Source organism: Nostoc sp. CMAA1605 (assembly GCF_021596505.1).
Taxonomy (GTDB): domain Bacteria; phylum Cyanobacteriota; class Cyanobacteriia; order Cyanobacteriales; family Nostocaceae; genus Trichormus.
The window spans coordinates 1-22,781 of record NZ_PJIZ01000031.1; the positions used below are offsets into that span (position 1 = coordinate 1).

Annotated in this window: 15 protein-coding genes and 1 pseudogene; 10 read left to right on the plus strand and 6 right to left on the minus strand. The window is 38.5% G+C overall.

Annotation, left to right across the window (positions count from 1 at the left end; genetic code table 11):
* Positions 1–1,574, plus strand: a pseudogene (locus tag CV014_RS12860) (ABC transporter ATP-binding protein/permease); the annotation flags it as partial.
* A gap of 273 nt (positions 1,575–1,847) precedes the next feature.
* Positions 1,848–2,003, plus strand: coding sequence for a microviridin/marinostatin family tricyclic proteinase inhibitor (locus CV014_RS12865; protein ID WP_236142392.1), 156 nt, complete (start codon positions 1,848–1,850; stop codon positions 2,001–2,003).
* Positions 2,004–2,212: 209 nt separating this feature from the next.
* On the opposite strand, the gene CV014_RS12870 is transcribed toward CV014_RS12865, so the two are convergent.
* Positions 2,213–2,419, minus strand: a complete 207-nt coding sequence (locus CV014_RS12870) for a hypothetical protein (RefSeq protein ID WP_236142393.1) — start codon at positions 2,417–2,419, stop codon at positions 2,213–2,215.
* Between the two features lie 35 nt (positions 2,420–2,454).
* Here CV014_RS12870 and CV014_RS12875 point away from each other — a divergent pair, with 35 nt between their 5' ends.
* The 5 genes from CV014_RS12875 to CV014_RS12895 all read left to right on the plus strand — a co-directional run bounded on the left by CV014_RS12875 (position 2,455) and on the right by CV014_RS12895 (position 10,002).
* On the plus strand, positions 2,455–3,435 hold the full coding sequence (locus CV014_RS12875) for an MvdD family ATP-grasp ribosomal peptide maturase (RefSeq protein ID WP_236142394.1): 981 nt from the start codon (positions 2,455–2,457) through the stop codon (positions 3,433–3,435).
* A gap of 96 nt (positions 3,436–3,531) precedes the next feature.
* On the plus strand, positions 3,532–5,316 hold the full coding sequence (locus CV014_RS12880) for an ABC transporter ATP-binding protein/permease (protein ID WP_236142395.1): 1,785 nt from the start codon (positions 3,532–3,534) through the stop codon (positions 5,314–5,316).
* Between the two features lie 27 nt (positions 5,317–5,343).
* Positions 5,344–7,032, plus strand: coding sequence for a GUN4 domain-containing protein (locus CV014_RS12885; protein ID WP_236142396.1), 1,689 nt, complete (start codon positions 5,344–5,346; stop codon positions 7,030–7,032).
* Positions 7,033–7,085: 53 nt separating this feature from the next.
* Positions 7,086–7,508 carry a hypothetical protein gene (locus tag CV014_RS12890; RefSeq protein WP_236142397.1) on the plus strand — a complete coding sequence of 141 codons (423 nt, stop codon included), beginning with the start codon at positions 7,086–7,088 and terminating at the stop codon, positions 7,506–7,508.
* Positions 7,509–8,010: 502 nt separating this feature from the next.
* Positions 8,011–10,002 (plus strand): patatin-like phospholipase family protein, encoded by a 1,992-nt coding sequence (locus CV014_RS12895; protein ID WP_236142398.1) that lies wholly within the window; start codon positions 8,011–8,013, stop codon positions 10,000–10,002.
* Between the two features lie 87 nt (positions 10,003–10,089).
* On the opposite strand, the gene CV014_RS12900 is transcribed toward CV014_RS12895, so the two are convergent.
* The 4 genes from CV014_RS12900 to CV014_RS12915 all read right to left on the minus strand — a co-directional run bounded on the left by CV014_RS12900 (position 10,090) and on the right by CV014_RS12915 (position 18,181).
* A complete protein-coding gene (locus CV014_RS12900; protein WP_236142399.1) occupies positions 10,090–13,632 on the minus strand; it encodes an AAA-like domain-containing protein in 3,543 nt (1,180 codons plus the stop codon).
* 760 nt (positions 13,633–14,392) lie between these two features.
* Positions 14,393–15,793: an AAA-like domain-containing protein gene (locus tag CV014_RS12905; RefSeq protein ID WP_236142400.1), complete on the minus strand. Its 1,401-nt coding sequence runs from the start codon at positions 15,791–15,793 to the stop codon at positions 14,393–14,395.
* Positions 15,794–16,758: 965 nt separating this feature from the next.
* Entirely contained in the window at positions 16,759–17,295 is a 537-nt protein-coding gene (locus tag CV014_RS12910) for a peroxiredoxin family protein (protein ID WP_236142401.1), read from the minus strand.
* A 274-nt stretch (positions 17,296–17,569) separates the two neighbouring features.
* Positions 17,570–18,181: a peroxiredoxin gene (locus CV014_RS12915; protein ID WP_236142402.1), complete on the minus strand. Its 612-nt coding sequence runs from the start codon at positions 18,179–18,181 to the stop codon at positions 17,570–17,572.
* 140 nt (positions 18,182–18,321) lie between these two features.
* On the opposite strand from CV014_RS12915, the gene CV014_RS12920 reads away from it, so the two are divergent.
* Both CV014_RS12920 and CV014_RS12925 read left to right on the plus strand, forming a co-directional pair.
* A complete protein-coding gene (locus CV014_RS12920; RefSeq protein ID WP_236142403.1) occupies positions 18,322–20,400 on the plus strand; it encodes an amylo-alpha-1,6-glucosidase in 2,079 nt (692 codons plus the stop codon).
* Between the two features lie 191 nt (positions 20,401–20,591).
* Entirely contained in the window at positions 20,592–20,789 is a 198-nt protein-coding gene (locus CV014_RS12925) for a hypothetical protein (RefSeq protein WP_236142404.1), read from the plus strand.
* 137 nt (positions 20,790–20,926) lie between these two features.
* Here the strand turns inward: CV014_RS12925 and CV014_RS12930 are convergent, their stop codons facing one another.
* Positions 20,927–21,706 carry a glucosamine-6-phosphate deaminase gene (locus CV014_RS12930; RefSeq protein ID WP_236142405.1) on the minus strand — a complete coding sequence of 260 codons (780 nt, stop codon included), beginning with the start codon at positions 21,704–21,706 and terminating at the stop codon, positions 20,927–20,929.
* A gap of 284 nt (positions 21,707–21,990) precedes the next feature.
* Here CV014_RS12930 and CV014_RS12935 point away from each other — a divergent pair, with 284 nt between their 5' ends.
* Entirely contained in the window at positions 21,991–22,680 is a 690-nt protein-coding gene (locus tag CV014_RS12935; RefSeq protein WP_236142406.1) for an HAD family hydrolase, read from the plus strand.
* The last annotated feature ends 101 nt before the right edge of the window (positions 22,681–22,781 follow it).

The following is a 22,781-nucleotide window of genomic DNA, read 5'->3' on the forward strand; positions in this document are numbered from 1 at the left end:
GTAGCTTTTATAATTATTCTCTGGATGCTATCACCATTTGTAGCGATCGCATTGATTTGTTATACTATAGTGGGTAATATAATTGCTATTTATCTAGCCAAGAACTAAATAAAATTAGGCAAGAAGAATTAGAATCTTCAGCAGACTATACTTACAGTTTAACTCATGTCCGTAATCACGCTGAATCAATAGCTTTTTTCCAGGGAGAAGAGAAAGAATTAAATATTATTCAGCGCAGATTTAATAAGCTTGTTCAAGGTGCTAAACGCAAGATTGACTGGGAAAGAAGCCAAGATATTTTTAATAGAGGATATCAGGCTATTATCCAAATATTTCCATTTATAGTATTTGGCCCTTTGCAGATTAAAGGTGAAATTGATTTTGGTGAAATCGCTCAAGCTAGTTTAGCGTGTAATCTATTTGCCAATGCGATGGCAGAATTAATCAGAGAATTTGCAACATCAGGAAGATTTTCTAGTTACATTGATCGTTTAGCTGAACTAACAAATGCACTAGAAACGGCGACTAAACAGCCTGAAAATGTTAGTACGATTAAGACGTTAGAAGAGAAAAGACTGGCTTTTGAGGATGTGACTTTACAAACTCCCAATTATGAACAGGTAATTGTTGAGGAATTATCGCTGACTGTTCAACCGGGTGAGGGTTTATTGATTGTAGGGCCGAGTGGTCGGGGTAAAAGTTCTTTATTGAGAGCGATCGCAGGTTTATGGAACTCAGGAAGCGGTCGTGTAGTCAGACCTCCCCTAGAAGACGTATTATTTTTACCGCAACGTCCTTACATCATTTTAGGGACTTTGCGTGAACAGTTACTCTATCCCCATACGAAACGCAAAATGAGCGATCGCGAACTAGAAGCCATTCTGCAACAAGTGAATCTAGAAAACTTATTAAGTCGCATCGATAGCTTTGATACAGAACTTCCTTGGGAAAATGTCCTCTCATTAGGAGAACAACAGCGTCTAGCATTTGCACGCCTATTAGTGACTCGTCCCCGCTTCACGATTTTAGACGAAGCTACAAGTGCTTTAGACTTGCATAATGAAGAAAACTTGTATCAACAATTACAACAGACAAACACTACATTTATTAGCGTTGGACATCGAGAAAGCCTCTTTAATTACCATCAGTGGGTATTGGAACTCTCACACGATTCTACTTGGCAACTTTTGACTGTAGAGGAATATCGCCAGCAAAAAGCACAAGAGATAGCTACTCAGATTTTAGAAACTGCAAGTATTACAATAGATTTGACATCTAATAGTCAATCTACCAGTCAACCAGAGACATTAAATATATCCCCTGAAAATGTAGAAGTAGTTACCACAGATGCTGTCACTGATGAAGAATCCCTAAATTCTCCAGAAATATCAAGAGTGGATACAGCTACAAATGTAGGACTTTCTCATCAAGAAATGCAGAAATTAACTAACTATTCACTGGGTACTGTGAGAAGTAAAGCCAGTAAAGGTCAAACTATTACTGCTAAAGATGGTTTTAACTACCGCTATAATAAAGAATCAAATATCATGAAATGGCTCAAGGTATTTGAATGATCTTATAAGGGACTTACAACTGAGAAAATATACTATCATATTGATGGCAAGGGGGCAGGGAGCAGGCTTCCGCCGTGAGCGTCAGCCGAACGGGAGCAGGGGGAAAAATAGCAATAGCTGTTTTGGAAAAGATAAATTTGGATAGTGTATTTTCTGGAAGTCCCTAATCATAAAATTTTGTAATATCTTAAATGTCTTAAGTGTCCTTGCTTCATCAATGATTTGCTGTTATACCTTAAGTGACTAACAAAAATTCCTCTGAGGAAAACAGCAATGTCTACAAAAATCCCAAAAACAGGAAATAATGAAGCGATGCCATTTTTTACTCGTTTCTTGGTAGAAGAAGAGCCGCCACAAGCACCAGAACCAGATCAATTACCGCCACCAATCTGGACTTTGAAGTGGCCTTCTGACTGGGAAGATCGCTAGATATAGTAAATTCACAATTGAAAAAATAGCAGGTTCAAATAACTCAACACTGCTGATTTAGGTATTAACAATAGTTAGGCGATCGCTGCTACTTTAACAGTCAACTGTGTTGGGTAAAATCACATTTGTGCAGCACCAAACCTATTATTGAAAAGTGTTGGTAGCTTTGACAAATCCCTCCCTATACGCTGTTAAAACTGATAACTGCCTTAATATCCCCGAATTCTCACATCTAGGCAACCTACTATGCCGATGTCTACAAGAAATCGGGGATTTAAAGTGAAATATTGTGCAGCAAATTGGTATAAATATGTGTTTTGAGAAATTAACCCTATAGGCGAGTAGGGAATGCTGAAGCAAAATTGAGACTTGCCCAATGCGATCGCGATCGCTGGTACTCTGATTCTATAAGTCACCCACAACAAACTGATTTAATGAAAATCTTATATTTATGACAGTATTAATAATTACATATAGCAATGACAATGACAGCATTCCTCTAGTCATCAAAGCTATTGAATCTCAAGGAGAAAAAGCATTTCGCTTTGATACTGATAGATATCCTACGGAAGTGAAACTGGATATTTACCAAGGTGAAACAGAACGGATAATTATTACTGACGGTGAACAGCAACTGGATTTAAGTGAGGTGTCCTCGGTTTGGTATCGACGGATGCGCTATGGGGAGAGAATTCCCGACACGATGGACAAGCAATATAAAGAAGCATCAATTCAAGAATCTCGCGCCACAGTTCGCGGTATGATTGCTAGTCTTCCAGGCTTTCACCTTGATCAAATGTCAAATGTGGAACGAACTCATAACAAACAGCTACAGTTGCAAGTAGCACGAAAATTAGGATTGCTGACTCCACGCACTCTGACTACTAATAATCCCGCAGCAGTTAAGCAATTTGCTGGGGATTGTCATCAACAAGGTATCGTGACAAAAATGCTTTCCTCCTTTGCTATTTTTGGTGAACAGGGAGAGCAGTTTTTTGTATTTACAAGTCCAGTTACAGATGAGGATTTAGAAAATCTGGAAGGACTACGTTTTTGTCCGATGACATTTCAAGAAAACATCCCCAAGGCTTTAGAGTTGCGGATAACTATTGTCGGACATCGTGTATTTACCGCCGCCGTAGATTCCCAAAGTTGTGACGGTGCTAATTATGACTGGCGTAAACAAGGAAGAGCATTAAAAGACGCTTGGAAACCCTATGATTTAACTGAAGATATTGAGAAAAAGCTACTACAAATGATGGCTAATTTCGGTTTAAACTATGGGGCAATTGATATGATTGTCACACCAGATGGTCAATATGTATTTTTGGAAATTAACCCAGTTGGGGAATTTTTTTGGCTAGAAATTTTCTCACCTCACTTTCCCATTTCCCAGGCGATCGCAGAAATTCTTCTGACAGGTAAAAATTAGGATCTGAAGTTGGATCATCATTGAATTTCCTAACTACTTTGGCTACTGCTTGTTAGGTAAATCTCAACAATCATTGCAGTGATATACATTGGAAATATGCAAACTCGAATTGCTAATCAGCAAACACCAAGCAATCCTTTTTCTACTCTCCTACAACTTTGGCGGGATTTAAAATTAGTTGCTGGCCCCTATTGGTATCCCACGGAAGTAGGAACAAGAGCATTTTCTGAAGTAATTTCCTCTTGGGGAATGTTTCTATTCCTGCTCATATTAATCATTTCGGTTGTAGGTGTCAATACTGTTAGTAGTTTTTGGAATCGCTATGTTTTTGATATCGTCATTGAAGAGAGAAATTTAGAAAAGTATCTCAATACTATATGGATATCTATCCTCTTTATTGTCGTTACCGTTCTGCTCAGTGCATTTTCTAAATATATCAAAAAGAAAATTGCGATTGATTGGTACAAGTGGTTAAATAATCATATTTTAACTAAATATTTTAGCAATCAAGCCTACTATAAAATCAATTTTAAGTCTAATATTGCCAACCCAGACCAACGCATAGCGCAGGAAATTGAACCCATCACTATTAATGCTATCAGATTCTCTACGACTTTTTTAGAAAAGTTCATGGATATGATTGCTGCTTTAGTTATTCTCTGGACAATTTCTCAGCAAATTACAATATATCTGGTAATTTATACAATTGTTGGTAATTTTATTGCGGTTTTTTTAAGCCAAGAGTTAGCAAAAATTAATCGAGAAGAATTAGCATTTAAAGCTGACTTTAATTATTGCTTGACTCATGTCAGAAATCACGCCGAATCAATAGCTTTTTTCCAGGGAGAGTCAGAGGAAATCAATATTATCCAGCGCAGGTTTGAGAATGTTTTGAAAAATGCCGAACGCAGACTGAATTGGGAAAGAGGTCAAGATATTTTTAACAGTGCTTATCAGTCTGCTATCAGTATCTTTTCTATGTTTATTCTTACACCATTATTTATTCAGGATAAAATTAATTATGGTGAAATTAGTCAAGCTACCTTCTGTAGCTTTATGTTTTCTAACGCTTTAGGCGTATTAATAGCAGAATTTGGCAATTCAGGCAGATTTTCTAGTTATGTCCAGCGTTTAGCCGAGTTTTCGGATGCGTTAGCGTTAGTAAGTAAAAAACCTGAGAATGTCAGTATTATTAGAGTTTTAGAAGAACCACGTTTAGCATTTGAGGATATCACCTTAAACACACCCAATTATGAACAAGTCATAGTTAAAGACTTGTCATTAGCAGTTCCACCAGGGGAAGGGTTGTTAATTGTTGGTGCTAGTGGACGGGGTAAAAGTTCTCTGTTGAGAGCGATCGCCGGTTTGTGGAATGCGGGAACTGGTAGGTTAGTTAGACCAGCCTTAAAAGAAATGTTATTTCTGCCCCAACGTCCTTATATAATCTTGGGGACTCTGCGCGAACAGCTACTCTATCCACACACAGACAGAAAAATGAGCGATCGCGAACTGGAAGCCATCCTCCACAAAGTTAATCTGCAAAACCTACTTACCCGTGTGAAAAGTTTTGACACAGAAGTGAATTGGGAAAATATCCTCTCTTTGGGAGAACAGCAACGTTTAGCTTTTGCAAGATTATTAATAACACAACCTAGCTTCACGATCTTAGATGAAGCAACGAGTGCTTTAGATTTGAAAAATGAACAAAGTTTGTATGAGCAATTACAAGCCACAAACAAAACTTTTATTAGCGTGGGACACAGAGAAAGTTTGTTTAATTATCATCAATGGGTTTTAGAACTTACAGAAAATTATCATTGGCGACTCGTCCCTGTGGAGGAATACCGACAGCAAAAATCAGTTGCTCTGGCTATATCCTAAATTCCATCACTTTTGCAAATCATAATCATGCTGACTCAACACCAAAGAAGATTTATTACCTATCAGAAAGTTAAAATTTACGAAAGTACCTACCAATTACCTGTCCTCAAAAATCACGCCGTCAAAATATTTCAAAATAAAATTCGAGAACGTCAAAAATCTATCAAAGAAGGTGTGCGTTATTATCATTTCGCTGGGATAATTAAACGCAAAAAAGCAATTAATCAGGGAGAAATCTTAGCGGAGATTCAGCTATTTATTACAGACTATAATCATATAATTGATTTCCTCGAAAACTACCAAGATAGTTATCATGATTTTTTATTGAGCCTGATGGATAATCTCAAGAAATTATTTCAAGAGAAATATTTAGAAATCAAAAGATTAGAAGATATTAGAAACAAATTAGAACTGAAAAATCATCAAAATCCTAAAATATTACATGAGCTTCAGTGGGAAAAAAAAGAAAATTACAAAGCAGTTATTGTATTGAGTAATGCTTATTTATTAACATTAGAAAAAATTAAAGTCATTAGTAGCGGCATTAGTAAGCTAGCAGAAGATACGAAAAATCAAAGAAAAGTTGTCCAGCAAATAGTTCAAGATTTAGCAGTCTATCAAGAAATTTACGCATATCAACAAAAATCCCATAAAGTTCGGCAAGAAATCGCTAAAATTGCCTACAACGCTATTAATTTTGAAGATTCTATCCAAGGCTACTTTAGTCCCTTTCAATCCATAATAGATGAAGTCGTCAAAGTAGATGAATATTTTTATGCAACTGTCGGAGACATTAAAAATCTCGGTGATAATATTTTAAAATACCAGTCAAATTTATTAGAAATTGAGGAAAATAATTCAATTGCTGCTAATTTCATCGATTTGATGGTAAAAATCTATGAAAAAAATGCCAGATTAAAAGACGCTTTGGCTCAATCTCAATTATTAGACTGGCAAACCCATAGTTTCGATATTAGCAAAGATGGAGTATTTTTAGAGCAAGGCATCGATTTAATCTCTAATTACGTATCTCAGGAACTCACTGACCAAATCCAAATCCTTGACCAAGCAGAAGTCAATTTTGTCTCTCCACCCTCTCTATCTGCTGCGGAAGCAAAAGGATTAATAGAACTGACCAATCATCATCCTCCTGGTAAGCAAGAATTTATTATTAATCAAGACGTAGATTATACTCTATTGCGTGATTTGCTGGCAAAGCATAAATGGCAAGAAGCTGATATTGAAACAGCGAAATTAATGTTAAAAGTTATGAAAAAAAATGATTGGGATGAAGTTTATCAAGAAGATATTGAAAACTTCCCTTGTCAAGTCCTCCAGATTCTTGATCAACTGTGGGAACAATACAGTTATGGTTATTTTGGCTTCAGAATTCAGCAGACTATCTGGAGTGAAATGGGTGGTCAAGTAGATTACGAAACAGAAAAAAAACTTGGCGATCGCTTAGGATGGCGAAAAGATGGAAATTGGTTAGACTATGAACAACTCACCTTTCAAATATCCCCAATGACACCAATGGGACATCTACCAGCAAAATGGTTACACTATGAACCTCAAAGTCCGAAATTTGTCACACAATCATCTTCAGATACCCTTTCAATGGCAGCTTGGCGAGTCAAGTCTTGGTTAGTTTGGCAAATGCACTTATTTTTTTCTCGTGTTAACAAATGTTATGAAAACCCTTTAGATATTAAATAAACACTTGAGTTAATTTTGTACTTTCTAATATTACCTTTATTTGATTTTTTAAAATGGATAGTAGTAAACATTCTGATATTGAAATCGAGGTTTTACTCATCGGTAAGTGGCGTTTTAATACGTCTTTGGCAAAAGTCACTATTGAATTTAAAGATGATATGACTTATGAGGAAATTAAGATTCAAACATCTTTGCTTTATAAAGCTCAGGAACTGATAACAGGTAACAAATTTACTGGAGTGTGGTACGTCACTAACAAGAAACTACACTTAAATATGAAAGCCATGCCAAAATCAGTGCTTAATTTTAAAATCCCCCTGGCTTTTAAAATTTCCATCGCTGATGCAATAGCTTCAATTAACTCTGTTTTTACACCAGAAATTTATGATGTCATGCGAATCAATAATTCGCAATTTCTCATTAAATATCAAGATGAATCTGTCATTGGTGCTAAAATCAATCCTGCTAGGCGTTAAGTTAGTACCATAATTAGGTAGAACAGGGTAAATAATTAAAGGTTTGTATTTGCAAGAAAATTGTAGGTTGGGTTGAGGTAAGGAAACCCAACACCTATGTATATCTTGGGTTTCGCTTCGTTAAAACCAACCTACATCTTAATTTTTGAATAGATACGTAGACACGTAGTGGACTAATTCCTATATTTGATTTGTGCGAAGTTAAGTACATATGTTTTCTGTTACCTTTCTACACAAATGATGCTAGGAATAAAACCAGATTCCTATAAATGTCTTAACTGTCTGATATTCAGTTTAAATTTCTCCTAATCTATCTTTAAATAGCTTAACTGTCTTGTCACTTCGTCAAGCCTTTTTGATTAACTTATCTCACAAATAATATTTAAGATAATACTTGTAATTATATTGGATTTATTTGTAAATTAAGGTGTAAACTTTAACCAATTGACGAATATTTAATACTTCCCGTGCTTGCACTTAAATAATTGGAGATTAAAAAATCGTGACAAATCAAGGAGTTGAGCAATCAGTTCTGACATTTGATGGTCAAGATGATTATATAGATTTTGGTAGAAATGACCTTGGCGGTGTTTTTGCTGAGGGAAGTTCAGCCTTGACAATTTCAGGATGGATCAACCCACATAAACTTACAAATAAAGCTACCACATACGGGGCGCGTAATGTATTTTTCGCCCGTTCTTCAGACAGATACAGTGATAATTTTGAATTCGGTATTAGTGAAGCAGGTAATTTAGACATCTATATTGATGAAAATATTAGCAAATTTGTCAGAACGATTGGTAATAGAGAATTAACTATTAACCAATGGCATTTTTTCGCTATTGTTTTTCATCAAGGTCAGTTGACTGTATATCTTGATGATCATGAATATGTTGATGCTTTTCAAGGGACTGCTTTAAATAAGGCGACAAGTCCCATTACATTGGGTGCCACTTTACATAATCGCATATATTTTACAGGGCAATTAGCTCATATCAGTATCTGGAATTATGCCTGTAATCAATCACAAATTCAAACCCATCGAGCCGGACTAATAGTTGGAGATGAAGCCGGATTAGTAGCTTATTGGAAGTTAGATGAAGGTGAGGGTAAAATTGTCAAAAATTATCTAGGAGACTCCTATCATGGCACTTTGCGCGGTAGTCCTATTTGGGGTTTAGCAAGAATTCCATTTGTAGTCCCATCATCCCCCGAAAGTGAACCTCAAACTAAAACAGCAATTAGTTCTACCGCAGATATTCCCACTGCAACAACGACTGTATTAGTAACGCCAGCAGAAGCACAACAACCAACAGCAACAGACAACGCAGAAATCGAAACCAGTCAAACTCTCATTAATTTCATATCCGAGGAAACAGAAAGCCAACCAGCATCAACACCACAACAACAGGAGCCACAAACAACCATGAATACAACAACTCGTCCTAAATATAAAATTCTGGCTATTGATGGGGGTGGAATTCGCGGTATTATTCCTGCTATCCTGCTTGCAGAAATTGAAAAGCGTACACAAAAGCCGATATTTAGTTTATTTGATTTAATTTCTGGGACTTCCAGTGGCGGAATTTTAGCACTAGGACTCACTAAACCTCAAGCTAATGCCGATGAATCTGATCATTCACCGCTAGCTGAACATACGGCAGAAGATTTGTTAGAACTATTTGTAGAGTATGGTGTGGAAATCTTTTATGAGCCATTATTTGAGAAAATACTTGGCCCCATCGAAGATATATTCCTACAACCAAAATATGCTTCTAGTAGTAGAGAAGAAATTTTAAAACAGTATTTTGGTGATGCGCTACTAGAACATAATCTCAAAGAAGTTTTCGTCACTAGTTACGATATTGAACAACGAATTCCCATATTTTTTACTAATAAACCGGAAAAACAACAGATAGAATCTAAGAAATTTCGCAATTTATCTAGAGGTTTTTCGCTTTTAGATGCAGCGTTAGCCACTAGTTCGACTCCGACTTATTTTCCTCCCCATCGGATTGTGACTTCTCACAATACTAACGGCTTTTATAATTTAGTTGATGGGGGTGTTTTTGCCAATAATCCAGCCCATTTGGCTATTGTAGAAGCACAAATGAGTAGTCAGCGATTAGAAAATAGAGTGCTGAATTTAGAAGATATTCTAGTAGTTTCTTTAGGTACAGGTTCATTAACAAGTGCCTACCCCTATAGTGAAGTCAAAAACTGGGGATTATTACAATGGGGTAGACCTCTGTTAAATATAGTGTTTGATGGTGGTAGTGAAGTGGTAGCAGGACAACTAGAAAGATTGTTTGCACCCAGTGAGCCAGAAGCTAAAACTAGTTATTACCGATTTCAAACATTTTTAGATGCGGAATTAGAAGAAATAGATAACACCACACTACAAAATGTGCGTCAGCTACAAGCTACAGCTCACCAGATGATTGCTCAAAATAGTCAGATGATTGATGAGTTGTGTAGTTTGTTGTTGGAATAGGGGTTGGGGATTGGGGACTGGGGACTGGGAATTGCTATTGCCTTTTTCTCCCCCTGCTCCCTGCTCCCTGCCCCCCTGCCTATAGAACTACTGGCCGTTTTGACAAAGGGAGCGATCGCCCTCTTCCACTGTTATATTAGTTATCAAATAATCGTCTACCAGAGCGCAACCATCAGCTAGGGCATTGAGTTTGAGAATAGCGGGCAAGTTCCAGATAATTAGGGTGTTATCATCACCCCCAGAAACCACAAAATTACCATCCCGACTGACGGCAATTTGTCGAATGGCGGCGGTATGGCCTCGGAGGGTGGTGATTTCTGTCCCATCCAGTCGCCAAAGTTTGACGGTAGCATCCACACTCCCAGAGACAATCATTTTACCATCTGGACTAAACCCCACACCCCAAACTGCGGCGGTGTGACCGGTGAATGTTTGCAATAACTTTCCATCTACTGTCCATAACTTAACGGTGTTGTCACCACTTCCTGTGACTACCATTTTACTGTCAGGACTAAAGGCAACTCTCCACACACCGGCTGAATGTCCCCTCAAGGTGGCGAGTAATTTACCTTCTATTGTCCAAACTTTAGCTGTACCATCAGCACTGGCTGAAGCTAGCATTTTTCCATCAGGACTAAACACAACCTGCCAAACTTCGGCTTGATGTCCTTGGAGAATTCGGGATTTTGGTTGATCACGTTGCCATATCTGAGCGATTTTCTCGACATTAGCGATCGCGATCGCTTGACCATCGGGACTTAGGGCAGCATCTGTAATTTTACCATTGGTGTCTTTGTAACTAGCAACATAACTACCATCTCGCCTTCGGATTTTCACTGTAGCGTCATCTGCAAACATCGCCACTAACTGACCATTTTCACTAAATGAAACATCGAAAACTACACTTTTTTCCGTCAATGTTTGCAGTAATTTGCCTTGACGACTCCAAAATTTCGCAACGTTTTCGTGGCTGGCTGTCGCAATGGTGGAACTATCGGCAGTAATATCAATTGACCACATTCCCCCACTATGGGCAATTACACTGGTTTGAAAGGGATTTTGACTTTGCCAGAGTCGGACGAGATTTTCTGCACCCGCCGAAGCAATAAACCTACCATCACGGCTAAAACTGACTCCCCAAACGGAAGCATTATGTCCTCTGAGTGTCCTGAGTTCTGTACCGTCGATATCCCACAGTTTCACCGTTTTATCGAGACTAGCAGAAACAATGGTTTGACCATCAGGACTAAATGCTACTCCCGTAATTCCCGCCGTATGACCTTGCAGAGTTTTATCTAGGCGATAGCTACCATCTTGGCGGTTACGTCGCCACAGTTTTACGGTTTTATCTTCACTGGCGGAAGCTAGGGTTTGACCGTCGGGACTAAATGCTACTCCCTGAACCCAAGCTTGATGACCTGAGAGAACTTGCAGGAGTCTGGGGTTTTGCCAGCCTGTGGTGTCTCGTTGCCAAAGTTTTACCGTTCCATCTAGATTGGCAGCTGCAATAGTTTGACCGTCAGGACTAAATGCTACTCCCCAAAATCCCCATTTGTAACCTGCAAATGTTTTCAGGAGTTTACCATCTTGCTGCCACAGTCTGACTGTTCGATCCCAACCAGTAGAGACTAAAAATTGACCATCGGGACTAAAGGCGACTCCCCAGACGGAAGCGGTGTGACCTTTAAAGGTGCGAGTCACCAGCCACTGTGCGTCTGTATCTCCCCGCTTCCAGAGTTTCACAGTACCATCTTCACTGGCTGAGGCGAGAAACTGGCCATCAGGACTAAATTTAACTGCTCTCACTGCACCTTGATGATCTTTGAGAGTCGCCACAGCCTTACCATCACGCCGCCAAAGTTTGATAGTTTTATCCATACTGGCTGAAGCGATCAAACTACTATCAGGACTGATATCTACTGCCATCACAGCTGCTGTGTGACCAGAAAACCGATTGTATTCATCTGCACCATACACTGCCTGTTGTAAGACATCTTTGACTTGATGTTCAATTTTGGCATTGGGTGCTTCTAGTTTTTCGAGTCTTTTTTGGGCTTTGATTGCGGCTACCAGGGAATCTAACCTGCGATTAGAGGCAAACATCCCTTCGGATGCAGAGACTAAGGCGCGAATTTCGCTAGTTTTTGCTTGAACTTCGCTTTTTTGGGATTGGCGATACAAAATGTAAATGCCAATAGCCAAAGCAATAGAAGTGACCAACTTAATCAACATTCCGATGAGCAGCCATCTTTGGAATTGAGCAGTTTTTTTTTCCTTTGCTAGTCTGACTGCTGCTTCTTTGGCCTGTGCTGCTTCCATTGCTGTTTGGTTTGTCAGTTGTTCATATTCTTGACTCGCACTGAGAAACCGATAATCTAAATCACTGAGACTTTTTCCTAGTGACCAGTTTTGAGCATCTTTGAGAGCCTTTCCCCGCAATAACCGTGACTCATCTTTATAACCTGATGCTATCCAAGCATTAAAGATTTGCGAGTATGGACGCAGATTATCTAATTGTCTAGCTACCCATAAAGCATCAAAAACGCACCGATAAATGGGATTTTTCAGTTTGAGATAGCCGTTGTGTTTTTCTACTAAACCAGATAGCAATAGTTCTGTTTGTTCTCGACTGTCGTTGAGTGCTACATTTTGACCATCAATCTCAGCTTGTAATATCTGCTGATAAATCCCTAATAACCTCCCGGCTCGTTGTTCATCAAATAGGAGGCGATCGCGAATTGTCCGCAGGTGTTCTGGTTCGTCTTTGGCTTCCCAGTGCTGGATAATGTACTTTTGTACCAGCTGCTCTACCCAATAGCCGGCGGTGGCTGGCGGTAAATCAATTTTTTTGTGGGGTGCTTGCCAAGCAGTTTGGACAACTAACTGACAGAGTTTTTGAGTTAAAAAGGGTTGTCCACCAGTCCAGGCAATAATTTTTTCTAATACTGCCTCCGGTTGACTGATGACGGGTTCTAAACCTTGCAGTAAAGGTGTAGCTTCATCTACTTTGAAACCATATAACTGAATTGCTGTCCCAATATTAAAAGGTGTGCGCCGTTTATCGGTGATTAAATCAGATGGACTCACTACCCCAAAGATGGCAAAACTTAAGCGTTGAAATTTGGGATCATGCGCTCTTTGGTTATAGCAGTGACGAATCCAAGCAAAAAAATCACTGGTAGAAAAACTCAAGCTCAATAAGCTATCAATTTCATCAATGAATATCAAGATACGCTGGTTTTGTTGCTGAGATAGGACGATTTCTTCTAAAAACTGATTGAGTTTTTGAATGGGAGAAAGACCTGTTTGCATTTCCCACCATTCCTTGAAATTGACTTTTTCAGCTAAATTAAACCCATAAAAAAGACTGATAATAATTCCCTTGTACCATTGTTCAGTAGTTGTATCTTCACTACCTAAGCGCGTCACATCTATGTAAACACAACTATATCCTTCTTTCGTCAAAAGCTCTCTGGTGCGATGTAATAGAGAAGATTTGCCCATTTGGCGCGAATTAAAGACGTAACAAAAATCACCAGCCTTGAGACTGGTATAGAGTTCTTTATCTGCCTGACGAATAACATAGCTAGGATCATCACTATGAAGACTGCCGCCAACTTGGTATTTCATGTTACTTGAGGCATTTTAAATAGGAGAGAAATTTCACCCTTGATAATTACTTCCTACACTTGAGAACAAGTAATATCTCCCCAGCATATCACCATCAAATATTTTTTCTACTGCGGCTTGGTCATTTTGGCAAAATTACTTAAATGTTCTAAATGTCTTATTTTGTGATTATTTCACCCAAAGTTTTTTCTAATTGTTCTATCTGTCATTGTGTTTTATATAGATTTTATATACGATTAGCTTCTAGAATTATTTAGCTTTTAGTTTCACTAACTTCATTGTCAAAAATTGCTATTGAGTCAAATAATTTTTCTCAATATCACCATTTTTCTAAACAGGGGCAAATTTGATGTATCGCTTTTAATAAATATATATCATATAGAATTACTTACAAGTCGAGTTATACCCTTAATTTTCCTTTGTAAATGGGATAAATTAGCAAATCTAGTTCCTTGACCTTTTTCAAGCTATCCTGCAAGCACATCTGTTTACAAGTTGCAAAAATGCGACTTTATACCCTCTAACCCCCCTTGCAAAAGGGGGGAACTAAAATCAAAGTCCTATTTTCTTGTGAGCAGAAATTTGTATGCCCAAAAAAGAAAAAGTGATGATGTTGAGTGTATTTTTGAGACAGGAATTTTGTAGGAAAAAAGCTAAAGCTTGCAAACTCCTATGGTGTGATTTTATGGGGTGATCATGAAACTAGGAATTTTGCTCAATGGCGATCGCAAATGACTGATACTGACAAATCACTGAATTTTTAGCTCAGATTCACATAAGACAAACTTTGTAAACCCAATGTAGAAATTTGTCTAGCAAAATAGGTGCGATATAATTCACAACGCGGTAAGACGCGATCGCCTTCAAACGTAATTAGTCCTAAACTCTCTAGTTTGTAAGTGTCCATAGGATCAAGAACAACACCTTGTTTCGTCGATACTAGTTCTGTGTACGTCCTGATCAGATGCGGATTAGCTTGTAGTTTGATCCAGTGGCGTTGTAAATGATGACGGTATATACCACCGTTGGCGATCGCATCTTTAATTAACTCTGTTAAACTCATAGTCCCAGAACTTAGATGATACAAGGCTAGCTGTATCAGTGCTGGATGACCACCAATCAAAGACATTAACTGCACAGATTCTTTGCCAACACCCCACTTTAACCCATATCTTCTGGCTAATTCTTCTACTTGTTGATGAGTAAATTCATTGAGTCGAATCGGCAATCCGATATTAAATGGAGAATGGTTAATATCTAACGAAACATACTTTTCTGTTGAGTAAACCACAACAAAGCGCAAATTTTGCCATAGCCGATTTTGTCGTGCTTCTTCACACCAGGAACGTAATAGAGCAAAAAACTCTTGAGCTATATGAGGGTATGCAAAAAAGTGATCAACTTCACTTAAAACCAAAACTATCGGATTGTTAATCTGTTTGAGAATATAGTTTTGTAAGTAAAAGCTACAAACTAGTTTATAGCCTACCTCTTCATCCCATTTATCATCAATATTGGGTTCAATCCCTAATTTTGTCGCAATTTGATGACAAAGGCAACGCAACAATTTATTCAAGTTGGTTAAACATTGGTCATCAATTTGGGAACAACTTAAATTAACAGTGTGATATCCTTGCGTTTCGGCAAAATCTAAAAGCCGGAGTACCAAAGATGTTTTACCCATCTGTCTAGGGGAACGAATCCGAATAACGCACCCAGGTTGAGTTACTTCACGATAAATTAAGTCTTCTACCGGTGAACGTTCAATATATAAGGTGGAATTTAATGGGACTGGGCCATCTGGATATGACCATGTAGATAAACGTTCTGTCTCTAGATACGAACTCTCTGATAGGAAATCCAAAGAGTCTGTTTCATTGTCTTCCTGGATAAAGATGTAGTCTTCTTTTTGTAAATCTAAGTTGAAAGCATTGAAACATAATTTCAGGGTTTTTTGATCTACACCTTTATTTGCAGACCACAATCTACTAAGAGTTTTAGCAGAAAGATTTGTCTGCTGTGATAGTTGATCAAGCGTGATGCGATCGCCATGATTTTCTAATATCTCCCAAGAGAGCATTGCATCTTTTAATCTTTGCAATCCTCTGGGAGATAAGATCACACCCCGTCTTCTCTTTGTCTTAATTTGTTTTAAAGTCATAGGTTTTGTCACAAGAGTTTGTTTGACAACAAAATCCACTTGATGTAACATAGTATTACACCAGTAATCCAAGGAACACGAATTACTAAATACTGATGGTCAATATCAATATCTTGATATTTACTTTGATCTGAACTTTAGCCAATTATTTGCAGGACAATGTCTGCACAAATTTGGCCACTATCCAGCAAAGCCAAGTGCAGTGTTTCAGAGAATTTATCGCCAAATCAGTAAAATACCCAAATTTGAAAAAAGCTTAACCCTTAAGCTTAATCAAGACTAAAACCTAGAAATAATCTACATTTGAGCCGCATTTAACCTTATTTAGCCACAAATTTCCGCTTCATTGTGATTCACTTATTTTTAATTTACTTTAGTTACTTGATTAAGATTGTTAACTGTTCATGAAGTTATCTATGTTGGCTATAGGTATTCTCCATAAATCAAACTACTGCATATTAACAGCATAGTAAACACTTAAGGAAAGTAAAGTACATTTAGATACTTGTGTCAAGCAAGTATCACTTATCGTATTGATGCTGTTTTTTCTATGGAAATTCCATGATTCCCGAAGATTACACGGATGCGATCGCTGGTACGAAGATGTAGTCTTTAAAATTTAATTCACCCGTGTGGTACAAAAAAAGCTTTTCCGAATCAGCTTTCAGACCTCCTTTGCTGCTAGAAGGTATACACAACTGTTTAGTCTAGTTGAGTTGATGTCTTTAATAAATCTGTATTTATACTTGGTTTGTTAAATTAGTGGATACTGAAATCAATCCCAAAAACCGATAGTTCAGGATTTTTAGGGTGTAGAATGGCTGAAAAATCGACTCAGGGGATGGCGTAACCGCCCAGCGTAGCTGATTACTCTTACAAGATCATCTGTAGGGAGAAAGGGCTTTTCTCCTGAGAAATACGGGGATGTAGAGGTATGGGGGAAGAAACCGTGTTTCCCCTCAGTCTTAATCAAATTGTGATAGTAAGGTTTCTACGGTAGCGTTATGGTCTAGGAAGGAAAATAAATGTTTGTAGCGGAGTTTGCCATTTTTATCTAAGACAAATTGAGCAGGTAAAGGTGCGCCTAAAGCTTGTCCTACTCGATAGGTGCGAAATACTCGACAACTAGAATCACTCAGTAATGGCATTTTTAAGCCTAAATCTCTCACAACTATTTGACTTTGTTTTTCATCGGTACTAGTAATTAGTAAAATTTCTATATCACGCTGTTGAAATTGCTCATAGTTTTCGTTTAAAGCTTTGATGTGAGGAAAACAGAATGGGCAATATTGCTTTTCTGTAAAAATTCTGGTAAATGCTAATAAAATAGGTTTTTTGCCTCGATAATCCGAGAGTTTAACTAGCTTTCCATTCGTAATGTCTGGTAATTGAAAGTCTGGTGTTCCGATTTCTAGTCTCAATTCGTTACTAGCTGGAATCGGGAGAAAATTCCGCAAAAAGCGTTCATTAAATAAGCCACTAAAATCTGTTGAGGTCAGCATAGGAAATTAAAAATTAAAAATTCGTCTTGGAAAGTTTGCTCAACGGGGGAAACCCCCGCACGCAACTTTCCGCAAAATTAAAAAACCACAGATAAACACTCCACCTAACACTGATTTTATATCTCGTGTATATGTGTATTCATCTGTGGTATGGATGATTTTTTAGTTTCAGTTTCTACAACCGCCAAAGCCAGCGTTATCACTTTTAGTTCTTGATTTCAGATTGAGATAATTAACAGAATCCAAAATCCAAAACCTAAAATTTTGATGCTTGTTAAACGGCAGAGAAGTAAACTTTGGATTTGACAGGATCAGGGTTCATGGTTTTATCACCAGGTTGCCAACCCGCAGGGCAAACTTCATCTGGGTGAGATTGCACATACTGAATCGCCTGTAATGTCCGCAATGTTTCATCAACGCTACGACCGAAAGCGAGGTTGTTAATGGTAGCGTGTTGAATGATACCATCTTTGTCAATGATATATAGACCACGCAAAGCAATACCTGCTGCTGGGTCTAATACGTTGTAAGCGGCACTAATTTCTTTTTTAATGTCGGAAACTAGGGGATAGTTGAGGTCGCCAACACCGCCAGACTTGCGATCTGTTTGAATCCAAGCTAGGTGAGAGAATTCACTATCAACGGAAACACCCAGAACTTCAGTGTTAAGTTTACTAAATTCTTCGTAGCGATCGCTAAACGCTGTGATCTCAGTGGGGCAAACAAAGGTAAAGTCTAGGGGGTAGAAGAACAGAACAACATACTTTCCACGATAGTCGGAAAGTTTGATTGTCTTAAATTCCTGATCCGCTACGGCTGTTGCGGCAAAATCGGGAGCTTGTTGACCAACGCGGAGGCTTCCTTCTATTCCGTAAGTGATGGACATTTACTATTATCTCCTTCAACTTATATCCGTTTACTAGCGTTGGAGTTGGGGTCAGGTAAATCTTACCCATCCACGCTTGCTCACAGTTTGATTACGATCTGTTACGACTATATCATAGTCATAACGATTTTGAGTAGCAAATGGTTGATTTAGATACAAGAGAATGGTTATTAACCAATGGCTTAGGTAGTTTTGCCAGTGGTACTGTTGCGGATGTCCGCACCCGAACTTATCACGGTTGGCTATTTGCGGCGACAAATCCACCGACTGGGCGAACCCTATTGTTTTCCCATATAGAAGCTAGCCTGGAAGTCTCAAAAAAAGTTGTGCCACTAGGGACAAATATTTGGGGTACAGGTAATATCGAGCCAACTGGCTACAAACTGTTGCACTCCTTCGATATTAACCCCGTTCCTAAATGGATTTGGGGTGAACAAGATTGGCAACTGAGTAGACAATTAATTATGCCTTATGGGATAGAAACTAGCCACCATAGCGGCAATCTGCAAGATTCCTCAGTTAACCATCGCCTGTTAATTCAATATCGCTATGAAGGTAGAGAAACCGCGATTTTAAGGCTGAGATTGCTGATTGCCGATCGCAATTTTCATAGTCAACAGACTCAGAGTTGCGACTTACAATTTTCACAATTACTCGGTCATCAGCAAATCTACTTACAAGCCATGAGTAATGATGGCTTTGGTACACCTTGGCGATTACGCTGGACACAGGGAGAATATCGAGCAGATCCCGTATGGTACTGGAATTACGAATTTCCCGAAGAGACACAACGGGGACTAGGCGATCGCGAAGACCTTTTTAGCCCAGGTTATCTAACAGTAATTCTCAAACCAGGAGATGCCGTCACCCTAGAAGCTCGTATAGGTTTCCCTGAACAATCAATAGATCCCCTAAACCCAGACACCTTTACGGAAGCAGTAGAAGCAGAACAGGAACGACTATCCCAGATTTACAGTTGGGAATCAGGGATAAAGGGACAAGGTGGACAAGGTGGACAAGCAAAAAATTATACCTTATCTCCCTTATCTCCCTTATCTCCCCCCAATACCAAAATTTGGCAACAATTACTCAAAGCCAGCGATCAATTTATTGTTTATCGGGCTTCCATTGCAAACCCCACGGTGATGGCTGGTTATCACTGGTTTAATGATTGGGGAAGAGATACCTTAATTGCTTTACCTGGGTTAACTTTAGTAACTGGACGTTTTGAGTTAGCCAAAAATCTCCTACAAACTTTTGGACGTTACTGTCGTCATGGTCTTATCCCCAATACTTTCCCAGACACAGACACTGAGCCTGCATACAATTGTATTGATGCAGCTTTGTGGTGGATTGAAACTTTAGGACTTTACCTAGAAGCTACCCAAGACTGGCAATTTTTAGCTGCACAGTTTTCCGTAGTACAGCAAATTCATAAAGCATTTATCGGTGGTACACGTTATAACATCCAAGTAGATGCAACGGATGGGCTATTAGGTTGGGATGCACCAGGAGTAGCCTTGACTTGGATGGACGCTGTAGTCGAGGGACAACCTATTACACCCCGTTCCGGTAAACCCGTTGAAATCAATGCCTTATGGTATTCAGCTTTATGCTGGATGAGTCAATGGGCAGAACACTTAAGCCAGCTAGAAACAGGCGATCAAGTACGTTTAGCCAATCAAGGTAAGCGTTATGCCCAACAAGCACAACAAGTGAAAACTTCTCTACAAAAATTCTGGAATCCACAATTAGGTTACTTATACGACACCATCGACTTTGACGATCGCCGCAACGCCCAAATTCGCCCTAATGCAGTATTAGCAGTGTCTTTATATCATTGTGGGTTTTTACCATCCCAAGGCCGTCAAATATTAGAATTAGCCACTGATCGCTTGTTAACACCTTATGGTCTTCGCAGTCTTGACCCAGCCGATCCAGAATATATTGGTAGATGTTTAGGTAATAGTCAGAAACGCGATCGCGCTTACCATCAAGGCACTGTTTGGACTTGGTTAATTGGTGCTTTTATTCGTGGTTGGCAACGTTTTCTCCCAGAACAACCAATACCTTTTAGTTGGCAACCTTTGTTAGATCACCTATGGCATGATGCTTGTATCGGTTCTATTTCCGAGATGTTTGATGGCGAACCACCACATTATCCCAGAGGTGCAGTAGCACAAGCTTGGTCAATAGCCGAAGTCATGCGACATATCTGAAAAGAGAAAAAATTAACAGTAAAATAATAGTTTTTCAGATATCTCTTCTATCTTTAGTAAGAGATGAATCATCTGTAGAATATTTCCCAAGTGACAAATTAAACTCTCTAGAAGTATGAAGTTTTTATTTTTATTCTCACAGAAAATTAATTGGGTATAGGAGATATATTTTGCAATGTTGAAGTGCTGTTATGTTCTCCATTGGAGATTACGTACTAAATCAAAAAACGGGGCATTTAGGTAAAGTAGTTGGTTACGGCAATTCACTAGCTAATAATGTTTATATAGCTACCTTAAGAGTTATTGTAACTGAAACTGCTAATTCACAAAAGCAAGTTTTCATAGTAGAAGACGAAGTATCAAGATGGGTTCGGTGGTCTGTGGTGTAGGCTTTCATTAGCAGAGATGTAGGTAGGGGAATAGGATGAGTAATGAGTAATGAGTAACGAGTAATGAGTAATGAGTAATGAGTAATGAGTAATGAGTGCTGAGTAATGAGTAATGAGTGCTGAGTAATGACTAATGACTATTGACTATTGACTAACCCCGCAGAATTTACATCTAAAAATAAAGTTGCTTGTGATTGTTGACGCAAAATAGAAGCAGGACAATCTGTTCCGACTGCACCGTATAACATTCTTTTTACTATTTGGGCTTTGCGTTGTTCTGGTGCAAGACAAAGGATTTTTTGAGCAGAACAAATCAAAGGTAAGGTGACAGTAAAAGCATACTGAGGCACATTATCTAGATGGGGAAATTGTCCTGTATTTACTTGTTGTTGACGATTAGCCGCATCTAATTTGACTATTTTTACACTGTAAGGATCTTGAAAGTTAGCTACAGAGGGATCATTAAAAGCTAAGTGTCCATTTTCACCTATGCCCAGACAACATAGGTTAATAGGTTGTGCTTGGAGTAGTTTGGTGTAGCGATCGCATTCTGCCAATGGCTCTAAAGCATCACCTGCAATATAGTGAAATTGGTGGGGAGATATCCGCTTTTCTACTCGTTCTCGCATATAGTACCGAAAACTCGCAGGATGATCGGCATTAATGCCTAAATATTCATCTAGATGGAACAAGGTAATTCTTGACCAATCTACACCACCTAAACTAATCAAAGCCTCCAAAAATTTCAGTTGAGAATTGCCTGTTGCTAATAAAACCGCAGCCTTTTCCTGACATTGGAGAACTGACTGTAAATGCTGCTGGGCAATCATGGCAACATCTTGAGCCATATCTGACTCAGATTGGTAAACCTGTACTGCCAGGCGATCGACATGAAAAACTTTTGTGGTGGCTATCATTTGCTGTCAGTGGAATGGTGGCGATAATTATCAGCAGAAATCATCCGATTTTGAGATTTTGGATTTTGGATTGTGTAATGCTTTAATGGTGCGCTTTTGAGCAATATGTTAGGAGTATTTTTCAAATTTTTATCAGTAAACTCAAAGTCTCTCTCCTCGCAGGAGAGAGATTTAGAGAGAGGTTTTCCAGATACCGTAAGAAGTTAGACTCAGCACAAACTACCTCTAAAACAATGTAAACTGTTGATGTTAACTTAACAATTATTTACATTAAACCCGAAATTATGCTTGCTGCAATTCTTTTTGATTTAGACGGCACTATCGTGAACACTGACCCCATACACTACCAAGTATGGCGAAAAATGCTGTTAAATTATGGCATTGAAATTGATGAAACATTTTACAAATCTAGGGTTAGTGGGCGATTAAATCCAGAAATTCTTCAGGATATTTTGCCAAATTTATCACCAGCAGCAAGTCAAAATTTTGCTGATGAAAAAGAAGCAATATTTCGTCAACTTGCTTCCCATCTTAAACCATTGTCTGGCTTTACTGAACTAGTAGATTGGACAAAGACACATCAATTAAAACGAGCTTTAGTTACAAATGCTCCTAGAGAAAATGTAGAGTTTATGCTAGAGCTTTTAAACATTAAAAATATCTTTCATACAATTGTCATTGCAGAAGACTGTACAGCCGCAAAACCAGAACCAATACCCTATCAAGTGGCTTTAGAGCAGTTGGGAATTGTAGCCGAACAAGCTTATGCTTTAGAGGATTCCCCTTCTGGTATTCGTGCAGCAGTTACGGCTGGTATTCGTACTATTGGTATTGCTTCTACCCATGATCATCAAGAATTGCAAAAATTTGGTGCATTTATGGCAATTCCAGACTTTACTGATTTGCAGCTATGGAAATTATTAAATTCATCCTTAGAGACAGTCACTTTCTTGACAAAGGGTATAGGGGTATAAGGGTATAGGGGTGTAAGGGAAAGACTTTTTCATGTTTTCTTGTGTACGCCGTTCATGATGGCTACTTAATTCTAAAAAAAGGTGACAGTAAGAGATAAACT